Origin of the sequence: Flavobacterium sp. (assembly GCF_044371705.1) — a bacterium.
In the GTDB taxonomy this organism is placed as follows: Bacteria; Bacteroidota; Bacteroidia; order Flavobacteriales; family Flavobacteriaceae; genus Flavobacterium.
Genome location: NZ_JBILTE010000083.1, coordinates 1 through 11,540, shown reverse-complemented (window position 1 = coordinate 11,540; position 11,540 = coordinate 1). Strand labels below are relative to the sequence as shown.

The 11,540-nt window shown below is 34.1% G+C and carries 16 protein-coding genes; 5 read left to right on the top strand and 11 right to left on the bottom strand.

The window, feature by feature from the left end:
* Positions 1-1,516, bottom strand: a 1,516-nt coding sequence (locus ACIQ2S_RS07365; protein ID WP_396174508.1) for a heavy metal translocating P-type ATPase, incomplete at its 3' end; no start/stop codon positions are given.
* Between the two features lie 104 nt (positions 1,517-1,620).
* Here ACIQ2S_RS07365 and ACIQ2S_RS07360 point away from each other — a divergent pair.
* A complete protein-coding gene (locus tag ACIQ2S_RS07360) occupies positions 1,621-2,301 on the top strand; it encodes a Crp/Fnr family transcriptional regulator (RefSeq protein ID WP_396174506.1) in 681 nt (226 codons plus the stop codon).
* Between the two features lie 7 nt (positions 2,302-2,308).
* On the opposite strand, the gene ACIQ2S_RS07355 is transcribed toward ACIQ2S_RS07360, so the two are convergent.
* From ACIQ2S_RS07355 to def, 4 genes are all read right to left on the bottom strand, one after another.
* Entirely contained in the window at positions 2,309-2,617 is a 309-nt protein-coding gene (locus tag ACIQ2S_RS07355; protein WP_396174504.1) for an antibiotic biosynthesis monooxygenase family protein, read from the bottom strand.
* 19 nt (positions 2,618-2,636) lie between these two features.
* Positions 2,637-3,413, bottom strand: a complete 777-nt coding sequence (gene mazG, locus ACIQ2S_RS07350) for a nucleoside triphosphate pyrophosphohydrolase (RefSeq protein WP_396174502.1) — start codon at positions 3,411-3,413, stop codon at positions 2,637-2,639.
* Between the two features lie 72 nt (positions 3,414-3,485).
* Complete coding sequence (locus ACIQ2S_RS07345) at positions 3,486-3,908, bottom strand: DUF5606 domain-containing protein (RefSeq protein ID WP_396174499.1); 423 nt, start codon at positions 3,906-3,908, stop codon at positions 3,486-3,488.
* Positions 3,909-3,936: 28 nt separating this feature from the next.
* Complete coding sequence (def, locus tag ACIQ2S_RS07340; protein WP_396174510.1) at positions 3,937-4,524, bottom strand: peptide deformylase; 588 nt, start codon at positions 4,522-4,524, stop codon at positions 3,937-3,939.
* 205 nt (positions 4,525-4,729) lie between these two features.
* On the opposite strand from def, the gene ACIQ2S_RS07335 reads away from it, so the two are divergent.
* Complete coding sequence (locus ACIQ2S_RS07335) at positions 4,730-5,146, top strand: hypothetical protein (protein ID WP_396174496.1); 417 nt, start codon at positions 4,730-4,732, stop codon at positions 5,144-5,146.
* 2 nt (positions 5,147-5,148) lie between these two features.
* Here ACIQ2S_RS07335 and ruvX read toward each other — a convergent pair whose 3' ends face one another.
* From ruvX to ACIQ2S_RS07315, 4 genes are read right to left on the bottom strand one after another with little or no spacing between them, the layout of a single operon-like run.
* Positions 5,149-5,565 (bottom strand): Holliday junction resolvase RuvX, encoded by a 417-nt coding sequence (gene ruvX / locus ACIQ2S_RS07330; protein WP_396174494.1) that lies wholly within the window; start codon positions 5,563-5,565, stop codon positions 5,149-5,151.
* 9 nt (positions 5,566-5,574) lie between these two features.
* A complete protein-coding gene (locus ACIQ2S_RS07325) occupies positions 5,575-5,892 on the bottom strand; it encodes a type II toxin-antitoxin system RelE/ParE family toxin (protein WP_396174492.1) in 318 nt (105 codons plus the stop codon).
* Positions 5,883-6,125, bottom strand: a complete 243-nt coding sequence (locus ACIQ2S_RS07320; RefSeq protein ID WP_396174489.1) for a hypothetical protein — start codon at positions 6,123-6,125, stop codon at positions 5,883-5,885. Before ACIQ2S_RS07320 ends, ACIQ2S_RS07325 begins: the two co-directional genes overlap by 10 nt.
* A 54-nt stretch (positions 6,126-6,179) precedes the next feature.
* On the bottom strand, positions 6,180-7,061 hold the full coding sequence (locus ACIQ2S_RS07315; RefSeq protein WP_396174487.1) for a copper resistance protein NlpE N-terminal domain-containing protein: 882 nt from the start codon (positions 7,059-7,061) through the stop codon (positions 6,180-6,182).
* A 123-nt stretch (positions 7,062-7,184) separates the two neighbouring features.
* Here ACIQ2S_RS07315 and ACIQ2S_RS07310 point away from each other — a divergent pair, with 123 nt between their 5' ends.
* Entirely contained in the window at positions 7,185-8,000 is an 816-nt protein-coding gene (locus ACIQ2S_RS07310; protein ID WP_396174484.1) for a 2,3,4,5-tetrahydropyridine-2,6-dicarboxylate N-succinyltransferase, read from the top strand.
* Positions 8,001-8,010: 10 nt separating this feature from the next.
* Positions 8,011-9,060, top strand: a complete 1,050-nt coding sequence (locus tag ACIQ2S_RS07305) for a glycosyltransferase family 9 protein (RefSeq protein ID WP_396174483.1) — start codon at positions 8,011-8,013, stop codon at positions 9,058-9,060.
* Here ACIQ2S_RS07305 and ACIQ2S_RS07300 read toward each other — a convergent pair.
* Entirely contained in the window at positions 9,040-9,864 is an 825-nt protein-coding gene (locus ACIQ2S_RS07300; RefSeq protein ID WP_396174480.1) for a glycosyltransferase family 2 protein, read from the bottom strand. The two genes, ACIQ2S_RS07305 and ACIQ2S_RS07300, sit on opposite strands and share 21 nt — an antisense overlap.
* A gap of 276 nt (positions 9,865-10,140) precedes the next feature.
* Here ACIQ2S_RS07300 and ACIQ2S_RS07295 point away from each other — a divergent pair, with 276 nt between their 5' ends.
* Complete coding sequence (locus tag ACIQ2S_RS07295; RefSeq protein ID WP_396174478.1) at positions 10,141-10,917, top strand: glycosyltransferase family 2 protein; 777 nt, start codon at positions 10,141-10,143, stop codon at positions 10,915-10,917.
* Here ACIQ2S_RS07295 and ACIQ2S_RS07290 read toward each other — a convergent pair.
* Positions 10,918-11,540, bottom strand: a 623-nt coding sequence (locus tag ACIQ2S_RS07290) for a Kdo domain containing protein (RefSeq protein WP_396174476.1), incomplete at its 5' end; no start/stop codon positions are given.

The following is an 11,540-nucleotide window of genomic DNA, read 5'->3' as shown; positions in this document are numbered from 1 at the left end:
TGATGGTTCCGGTTTTGTCAAAAACAATTGTATCAACTTTTGCTAATTGCTCAATTACAATGGCATTTTTTAGATAAAACTTTCGCTTACCCAAAATTCGCAACACATTACCCAAGGTAAATGGAGCAGTTAAAGCCAAAGCACAAGGACAGGCAACTATTAATATTGCGGTAAACACATTAAAAGCAGTAGTGACATCAATAAAAACCCAATAAATAAATGAAATAATTGCCAATCCGAGCAAAGCAGGCGTAAAAAACCGACTGATTTTGTCTGTAATAGTTTTGTGCTTGATGTCCACCTTTTTCTGAAAAACATCGTTGCTCCACAATTGTGTTAAATAACTCTGAGAGACTGAAAATAGAACTTCCATTTCAATCACTTTTCCTACTTGTTTTCCACCCGCAAATAGTTTATCACCTGATTTTTTTTCAATAGCAACAGCTTCACCCGTTACAAAACTATAATCAATTGAAGCCTTCTCCGAGATTAAAATCCCATCAACCGGAATCAATTCTTGGTTTCTGATTAAGAGTCGGTCGCCTTTTTCAATGTCATACACTTGCACGGAAGTTTCAGAACCATCGGCTACTATTTTAGTGATTGCAATCGGAAAGTATGATTTATAATCGCGTTCAAATGACAAAAAATCATAGGTTTTCTTTTGAAATAATTTTCCCAAAAGCATGAAAAAAATCAGACCGGTCATGCTATCAAAAAAACCTTGTCCGTAATCAAAAACAATGTCAACCGTACTTCGAATAAACATGACCACAATTCCTAAAGCAATCGGGATATCAATGTTGAGCATTCCTGACTTGATACTTTTATAAGCAGAAACATAGTAACCGCTTGCAGAATAAAAGAAAGCAGGTAGAGAAATCGCAAAAATCAACCACCGGAAAAATCCGCGGTATTGGTTGATCCAAAATTCTTCTACCTCAAAATATTCGGGAAAAGAAAGCAGCATAATGTTTCCAAAACAGAAAAAGGCGACTCCGATTTTATAGATCAAACTACGATCGATTACTTTCTTCCCTTCATCAAAATTATCCAAACTGATATAAGGTTCGTAACCAATGGAACAGAGTAGTTCAACAATCCTTTTGAGTGAAGCTTTTTCGGGGTTAAATGTTATCCGTACTTTCTTTTCAGGAAAATTAACTTGTGATGTTGTTATTCCTGCTTGTAGTTTCTGTAAATTTTCCAAAATCCAAATACATGAACTACAATGTATATGAGGAATGTAGAGTGAAACAATATGTGTTGTATCCTCTTTGAATTCGAGAAGTTTTGCAACAATTTCTTCATTGTCTAAAAAATCATATTTACCTTGAATGTCTAGTGGCGTGGCACCCGGAGCTGCCTGAAAATCATAATAACAGGTTAAATCATTTTGACTAAAAATTTCGTAAACCGTTTTACAACCGTTGCAACAAAAACTTTTTTCGTCATAAATAATCTCTTCTTTTTTGTTGATTTCAATACCACAATGGAAGCAATTTCCAATGCTCATAATTTGCTCATTTTACCTGCTACAAATATTATAAAAGGTTGAAATTAAAAATATGATAATTGTCATACATTCGTTATATTTGTTGGACCAATTAAACAAACACCATGAGCAAGTGTGAGCAGTGTATAGTAAGGGAATTTAGTACGCTAAAGGCTCTGAATAAAGATGAATTACTGAAAATGGCCAACTGCAAAACTTCCTACACAATCAAAAAAGGGGAGAATATTTTTGAAGAAGGCGAAGCAGTGAATGGCATTTATTGCATCAAAGATGGCGTGTGCAAACTTTCGAAATTGAGTGCCAACGGAAAAGACCAAATTGTAAAATTGGTTAAACCCGGAGAATTATTAGGACAACGGTCTATGATTAGTGATGAACCTGCCAATTTAAGTGCTGTGGCATTGGAAGATATGGAAGTTTGTTTTATCCCCAAAACAGAGGTACTAGGTTTTTTCAATAACAATAATCAGTTCTCCATGAATATGATGAAAACTATTTGTGGCGACTTGAAAGAGTCCGACGACCATATGGTTTCCATGGCTCAAAAAACGGTAAAAGAACGTTTGGCAGAAACATTACTCTATTTAGAAGATACGTTTGGAAAAAAAGAGGATGGTTCGCTTCATATTCAACTATCTAGAGAAGAATTGGCAGGAATGATTGGAACAGCCACTGAAAGTTGTATTCGATTACTTTCTGAATTTAACAAAAGTGGTTTAATTGATTTGAACGGGAAGAAAATTAGTATTATTGACCGCAGTAAATTGAAGCGTCTGGCGGAATAATATACAACTAAGCTTTTTTTTGAAAACTATATTCTTTTTCAACTAAAGCAATTCTAACGGTGTACTTTTCATACCAAAGCGATTTCCCTTTTCGTTGAGCATCTAAATGATCTAAGTTTTGTTTCCACTGCTTGATAGCTTCCAATGATTCCCAATAGGAAACAGTAATTCCTATATCACTTCTGGCTGATTCTACTCCCATAAAACCCTCTTGTTGTTGGGCCATTTCAACCATTCTTATCGCCATTTCGTTATACGATTCATCTACTTCTGTTCGAGTGGATGTGAAAATTACAGCATAATAAGGTAGCTTCATTTTTAAAATAATATAAGATTTAAGGTAATTTTTTAGCTTCTTCCCAAAACACATCCATTTCTGCTAAGGTCATGTCTGATAAGGGTTTGCCTAATTCGCCTGCTTTACTTTCCAAATACATAAAACGTTTCATGAATTTTTTATTGGTACGTTCCAAAGCATCTTCGGGATTAATTTTCAAAAAGCGAGCGTAATTGATCATTGAAAACAGCACGTCACCAAATTCAGCTTCCATTTTGTCATGGTTGCCAGATTTCACCTCTTCCTGCAATTCGGCTAATTCTTCCTGTACTTTGTCCCACACTTGATGCGATTCTTCCCAATCAAAACCTACACCTTTCACTTTATCTTGAATTCGGCTTGCTTTTACTAAAGCTGGTAAACTTTTGGGCACTCCTTCTAAAACTGATTTCTTACCCTCTTTCAATTTGAGTTTTTCCCAATTTTGTTTGACTTCCTCTTCATTTGCCACAACAACATCTCCATAGATATGTGGATGACGGTCAATCAACTTGTCACAAATACTATTAGCCACATCGGCAATATCAAAAGTATTGCGTTCGCTACCTATTTTAGCATAAAAAACAATGTGCAATAGCAAATCGCCCAACTCTTTTTTGATTTCTGGTAAATCGTTGTCTAAAATGGCGTCACCTAATTCGTAGGTCTCTTCTATGGTTAGATGGCGAAGACTTTCCAATGTTTGCTTTTTATCCCACGGACATTTTTCGCGTAAATCGTCCATAATATCTAGCAGTCGACCAAAAGCTTCGAGTTGTTTTGCTCTAGAATTCATTTGAGTTTGATTTGTGTAAAAATAAAAAATCCTACTCGAAAGCAGGATTTTAAACAGATTTTATTTTGCCGATTATTCGGCGGCTTGCTTTTTTACTTCTTGATTTAAAGATTCAATTGAAATTAAACCTTTAGCCTGCAACATATTGTACCAATTTACAATTTTTTTAATGTCTGATGGATACACGCGGTCTTCGTCAAATTCAGGCATTACTTCTCGGAAATAATTTACTAAAACGGCATTATCTTCTTTATGAGAAATAGCAGGACCTTCGTTTTCTTTCGTTGCGATGGCCTTGAATACTTCTGCTAACTTTACCTCTTCATTATAGGTGTAAACAGCTATTTCAGAAAGTAAACTTACATTACTTTTCATCCCTACTGTAATTTTTTTTCCGTCTAATAAACTTTCCGCAACAAAACCGGTACGGGTTTGTATTTTCAACTCAAATAGTCCAGGCTTTCCTGAAATGGCTAGTATTTTTTGTAAACTCATGTGATTGTATTTATCAAATTCTTGGTGATTATCGTCCTTTTTTATTTGCAAATTTCATTTTATAGTCGGCTCTGATTTTTCCATCCATAATATTTTGAAGTCGCTTTTTGATTAACGTTTTCTTCAATGTAGATATTTTGTCTGTAAACAAAATTCCTTCGATATGGTCGTATTCATGTTGGATGACTCTTGCTATTAAACCTTCAAAAACTTCCGTTTTTATTACAAAATCCTCCTCACAATATTCAATAGTTATCATCTCTTTTCTATAGACGTCTTCGCGAACATCCGGAATACTCAAACAACCTTCATTAAAAGCCCATTCATTACCTTCTTCTTTGATTATTTTAGCATTGATAAAGGTTTTTTTAAATCTTTTTAATTGTTCCATTTCTTCAGATTTCAGATCTTCATTTCCGCTAAAAGGCTCTGTATCTATAACAAAAAGTCGAATAGGCAGACCAATTTGTGGAGCTGCTAAACCAACACCATAGGCATTGTACATAGTGTCGTACATGTTTTCAATCAAACCATCAAGATTGGGATAATCGGGAGAAAGATTTTCTCCAACTTTTCTTAATACCGGCTCACCATAACCAACAATGGGTAAAATCATTTGCATCATTTATAGTTAAAGATTTTAAAAACATGTTTTCTAAAATCTTTCGGCAAAAGTAATCAAAAAAATAAATCAATAAAATATTAAGTAAACTTTAGGATTTTGAACTATTAAAATTCTCTTCGAAATTGTTTATCAGGTGATTTGCACCTAAGAAATATATAGTATATTTGTTATAATCATACTTATAAATCTACATTTTATGAAAAAATTACTACTATTGGCATTTGTTATGCTTGGATTGAGCGTTTACAGTCAAGATGAAACACCTGTTACTAAAAATCCGGATCAAAAAACAATTAAAGGTGCACTTTACACCGACCAAGAGCGAGAGAAATTGATTACAAACTTTTTTACCGAGGCTTATGAAAAACTAAATATGACTCCAGAGGCAAAAGAAAAGTATACAGAAACATTGTATGATACATATAACAAAATGCTTGCAATGCGTCAGAACAGAAATTTAACCAAACGAGATGCAAAATATGAAAGCAAAAAAATCTTTACAACACAAGAATCAAAATTAAAAGAAATTTTGACACCTGAACAATTGAAAAAGCATGATGTATTGTTCCAACCTATTGAAAAAAGTGTCTTTTTTAGGATTGATAATTACTAATATTAAAACATCTTTCGAGTAAGGTAATCTTGTAAAAGAATAGTTGCAGCAATTTCGTCGACCAAACCTTTATTTTGTCGTTGTTTCTTTTTCAAACCACTGTCAATCATGGTTTGGAAAGCCATTTTTGAAGTGAAACGTTCATCAACACGTTCTACTTTTATTTCGGGAAATTGCGTTGAAAACTGTTGCACAAATTTTTCGATAATGGGCGTACTTTCAGAGGGTTGACCATTCATTTGTTTGGGTTCGCCAATTAAAACCACAGCCACATTTTCTTTTGAAAAATAATTTGTCAAAAAAGCAATTACTGTTTCTGAAGGAACTGTCGTTAAACCTGATGCAATAATTTGCAATTCATCGGTAACGGCAATCCCGGTTCGTTTGATTCCGTAATCTATGGCGAGGATTCGAGGCATAAATAACCTTTAGATAGTTTGTTGAAGTCTTGTAGGATTCTGTCTTGTGTCGAAAACATTCGCAATCACAATTCTGCTTTTTTCTGTATTATGCCAATATATAATTTTGTAGTTTGTATATAATAAGTACCTAAACTCCTGCGGTCTATCATTTAAAAAACCTTCAATTTGACCGATTTGTGGATTTTTATCTAAGTCAATCGTTGCGTCAATTATTCCGACAATAATTTTTCTAGCTATTTTTGTTCCGGCTTTTAACCTATAATAGTAAAAAATGTCCTCAAGTTTTGTTTCTGCCAATTGAGACCAATAAATCTCTATTCCCATTTTTGAACTTTCTTTTTCAAATCTTGGGCAGATATTAATCTACTATTTTCTTCATCATCAATCGCTTGATCAACTTCATCATTAAATTGTTTAAGAGACATCGGTTTAAGATTTTCTTCAAACAATTCCGATTTTCTCTTGTGGAGTAAGTTCTCTAAAGCGATGATAATTTTTTCATTATCAACTCTTAAGAATTCTTGTACTAATGAAATTTTACGAGCTTCTAAATTCATAGCTTAATTTTTTATTCAAATTTAATTAAAAAAACGGTTAAATTCTAAAACAAACTATTTCATCGCTTCAAATCTTGCCAATGGAGCCATTCGAGCTTTGTTCAACGTCATTTGATTACCCTTGATACTATAATTATCAACTGTTTCCAACATCTTCGCAAACTCTTGTTCGGTTCCCATATCAGGACAAGCCATCATAGTGGAAGCTCCTTTGGTAAATTTGATTCTGAGAGCATTTTCTTTTAATTCGTAAACGCCCATCAAGTTGTTGCATCCGGCATAAGCAGCATATCGATTATCAGCATTCAATTGTAAAAAGGGCATTTTAGAACTTTTGTTTTTGTTTTCAATAGCTTTTCCATTCAATTCTACTAATTTCCATTTGGTATCTTTAATTGTATAAACAACTTCTTTGGAAGATTTGTATTGATTCGAAATTGTCTGACTTGGTGCCGGTGGTTGTGGTGCATCTTCTGATACAGTTTGCCTTTGTAAAATATATTTCTCAGCCAAATCACCTGTAATTTTATTTCCTTCCCTATCCAATTGTACCACATAATTCTCGCCAACAAAATACTGAGCAGGTCCATTTTCAATACCTGCTAAAATTATGGTATTGCCCACTTCATTCCATGTATAAGTCCCTTTTTGTTCGTTGATTTTTATGTCCTTTTTACCTAAATATTTTGTTTTCAATACATAACTCGATTCATCAGCTAAAACTAAAGTTGTTTCAATTCCTTCGCAATCAGCACAAGGAACAATTCCTTGATACATTCCTAAATAATCTAACGAATTCTTTGTAATGTGCTCATCAATCACTACAACATCTGTTGTATCGGGCACAATCTCATTTGAGTTAACAATCTTTTCTTTTTTATCACAACCTATAATTAATACTAAGATTGACGAGCAGGCAATCGCGATTTTTTTCATGACTGTTATATATTTATGTTTCTAACAAAATTACTGTTTTTTGTTTTCAAAAAACCAATCTTTACAAAAATCAAACCGTTTTTTCTTGGCAAAAGATTTTATCTTTGCCCAAAATAAAAAAACATGACCGAATTAAAAACTATTATAGAAAAAGCCTGGGAAAACAGAGCTTTATTACAAGAAGAAGCTACGATAACAGCAATCAGAAGAGTAATTGATTTATTGGATAATGGTTTACTAAGAGTTGCCGAACCAACCACTACAGGTTGGCAAGTGAACGAGTGGGTGAAAAAGGCTGTAGTGATGTACTTCCCTATTCAAAAGATGGAAACTTGGGAAGCAGGTATCTTTGAATACCATGATAAAATGCTTTTAAAACGCAATTATGCCGAAAAAGGCATTCGTGTAGTTCCACCGGCTGTTGCCCGTTATGGAGCTTACATTTCTAAAGGTGTAATTTTAATGCCGAGTTATGTAAATATTGGTGCGTATGTAGACGAAGGGACAATGGTTGACACTTGGGCAACGGTTGGAAGCTGTGCTCAAATTGGAAAAGACGTTCATTTAAGTGGCGGTGTTGGTATTGGTGGTGTTCTAGAACCTTTACAAGCAGCACCCGTTATCATTGAAGACGGAGCTTTCATCGGTTCGCGTTGTATCGTAGTAGTAGGCGTTCGCGTTGAAAAAGAAGCCGTTTTAGGTGCCAATGTGGTATTGACAGCCTCTACAAAAATTATTGATGTAACCGGAAATGAGCCAATAGAATACAAAGGAATTGTACCTGCCAGATCCGTGGTAATTCCCGGAAGTTATACCAAAAAATTTACAGCAGGAGATTTTCAAGTACCTTGTGCTTTGATTATTGGTACTCGTAAACCCTCAACTGATTTAAAGACTTCACTCAACAATGCGTTGAGAGAATACGATGTAGCAGTGTAAAAGCAAAGCAATGAAAGTACTTGTTATTCAACAAAAAATGATTGGTGACGTATTGGCAAGTTCTGTCATTTGTCAAGTAATCAAAACAGCACATCCGGATTGGGAAATGCATTACATGATTTATCCCAACTGTCTAGCTGTGGTTGAAAACAGTCCTTTTATTGATAAAATTATTCTTTTTAACCCAAAGGAACATAAAGGCTTATCCCAACTAATTTCATTTGGAAAAAAGTTAAGAAAAGATAAGTATGACATCATCATTGACGCTTATGGGAAATGGGAAAGTATGATACCTTCTTATTTCTCCAACGCTGCTATGCGAATTGGTTTTAAAAAAAGTTATACTTCGCTATTCTATACCGAACTTGTCACTCCAAAAAAAAACGTAGATGGTTCGGCAATTTATCACCGGTTGCAATTAGCTCAACCAATTTTAAAAAACAACGTTGCCTTTGTATTTCCTAAAATCTACATTTCTGAGCAAGAACGTATAATTGCTAAAACAGCAATCAATCAAAAACTAAATACTTCCCATCCCATTGTAATGATTAGTGTTTTAGGCAGCGATGCATCCAAAAGTTTACCTACGCAACAAATGGCGGAGACCTTAGATGTAATGGTATCACACAACAGCAAATTGCAATTACTTTTTAATTATATTCCCAGTCAAATTACAGAGGCTCAAACAATTTATGATGCTTGCCAACCTGAAACCAAAGAAAAAATTATTTTTGATTTTTACACGAAAGGATTACGTGAATTTTTAGCAATTTTAGAACAATGTGATGCCTTGATTGGCAATGAAGGAGGAGCAGTAAATATGGCGAAGGCCTTGGGAGTGAAGACGTTTACCGTTTTCTCTCCATGGATTAATAAAAATTCTTGGAATATGTTGAATGACGACGAGCAGCATGTTGCCGTGCATTTGCAAGATTATTTCCCTGAGATTTATGGAGAAAAACATCCGAAAAAATTTAAAAAGCAATCATTAAAAATGTACCCATTACTAACGATTGATAGGTATAAAGAGCCACTAAAATTATTCCTCAACCGCATTTAAATTAATTCCGTTGGGGGTTTTTATGACTTTATTTTTTAATGTGTAATCACGAATCGCTCTGTTTTTATCAATTGCTTCTTGGTTCACATAACCTCTAGCATGGTCCAGGTGCACACAAATGGCGGAATATCGAATTTGCTTCGATTTAATGCCCAAATTAAAAAGGCGTTCGCCCAACTCCCTATCTTCACCTCCATACTGCATTTCCTGATTGAAACCATTGATTTCAAGTAGATCTTTCTTCCAACCTGACGCATTGTGACCATTCCACGATGGACTTGTTGGGGTTGCCTTATTTAATATTTTAGTCCAAAAACCTCTTGCAATCAATTTTGAGTTTTTAATACTCTTAGCTAATCCATGCGATTTAAGCCACTTTAACTGAAAGCATCGTTGGCTAATAATATCATCTTTTGTAATTAATTTTGAAACATTCATAGGCAATTTGAAATAACCTCCCGAAAGAAAATATCCAATTTCGCGGTAGTTGAGATGAACGTCAACAAAATCATTTCGTGGGATACAATCGCCATCCGTAAAAATTAAATAATCAGATGCTGCAGCCAAAATAGCCTTATTTAAAATTTTTGTTTTCTGAAAACCATGATCTTCTTGCCAAACATGTTTGATTGGAATAGCAGTTTCAATGCGTAAACGATCGATTAGTTCCTTCGTTTTATCTGTTGAACCATCATCGGCAATAACAATTTCAAAATCCTGCTCCGTTTGAACACTGAAACCGATAATCACTTTTTCAAGCCATTCTTCAGAATTGTAAGTACTAAAAATTACTGTTGCCTTCATTGCTCTCTATTAAAAAAATGATTAGCCTTTCAAATTACACACAATCGTTGCTTAAAAATCATTGATTTACTTTTACGATTGCAAACTTAAATAATATTTTTTTTGAAAGAGCATCTTGAACAAAAGTATTACGGGTGTTACCATTTGCTCATAAAAAATATTTAGAGCAAAATATCGAAATACTACTAACAATTTAGTGAAAATAATATTTTAATAAGTTCTTTATTTTAAATTTGCACGGAATGGTTTTACCCATCCATTTTTATTTCAATTTTAATGAGCGAATCGCATCCTTCAAAAATCAGCGGACTTGTAATTACTCTTAATGAAGAGAAAAACATTGAGGCAGTTATAAATAATCTGGACTTTGTTGATGAACTTATCATTGTAGATTCTTTTAGCACTGATCAAACGGTTGAAATTATTAAAAAACATCCGCACGTTAAGCTGGTTCAAAATACCTTTGAAAACTATACTGCTCAACGGAATCTAGCATTGGATTTAGCCGCAAATTCTTGGATTTTATTCTTAGATGCCGACGAGCGTATTACTCCCAAACTGAAAACTGAAATACTCGAAACAGTGCGAAACCCCAATGCAGCTGACGCTTACTTTTTTAGAAGAAAATTCATGTTTCAAGATAAGGAATTGCATTTTAGCGGCTGGCAAACAGATAAAAACATCCGTCTTTTTAAAAAAGACAACGCTCGATATGTTGTGGGCCGGCTGGTTCATGAACAACTGAAAGTAGAAGGTAAAATTTCCGTTTTAAAGCATCTACTTATTCATTATTCCTATTTGGATTACCAGACTTATAAATCGAAGATGGTGAATTACGGAAAATTAAAAGCAAAAGAATTGCATGCAAAAAAGGTGTCTCCTACCCTTTTTCACTTTTTTGTAAAACCAACGTATAAGTTTTTCCACAGTTACATCATCCGCTTGGGGATATTGGATGGAAGAAAAGGAATGATTATCTGCTATTTAAATGCCTTGAGTGTTGCCATTCGTTATCCGGAATTAAAAAGATTGCGAAAAACGTCCAACAACTAATTACTTGCCTAAGTACTTTTGTTTAAGTGCTCGCTTTCGATGAAATTTTTGCTGAAATTCAGTGGTATATTTCCATAATGCCGAAAAAACAACTGCCTCATTTTCGCCAGAGCAGTTGGCATACTCGTTGGCCATAATTTCAATCATTTCTTTTTTAGGTGTAAGTCGACATAAATTTTTCATTCGAAGTTCAAAAGACATAATTTGATGAAACTCCATCCGATTTAAATCGACCAAATAAAACGAATAGATGCCGTTTGAATCTTTTTTAATCAATGTATTTCCCGGCGAATGGTCTTTGAATTCAATACCCTTTTCATGTAAAAGATAACAAAACTGTGTAAATTGTCGCAAAATAAGTTCGTTTTCAGGATATTCGGGTAGTTGAACCAATTCTCTAAAAGTCAGCTCACTCGCTAAATGTTCACTCACATAATAGCTATCTTGCAAGCCCAACCAAGAAAAATTTTCAAAATAGGCAATTGGCTCAGGCGTTCCGATTCCTTTTTGAATTAAAAACGTTGCAAATTCAAATGAACGCTTGGCTTTTGATTTTCTGAAATACTGATAAATAAATGCGTTTAACAGATTCGGAATTTTGAACGATTTGATATTAATGGTCT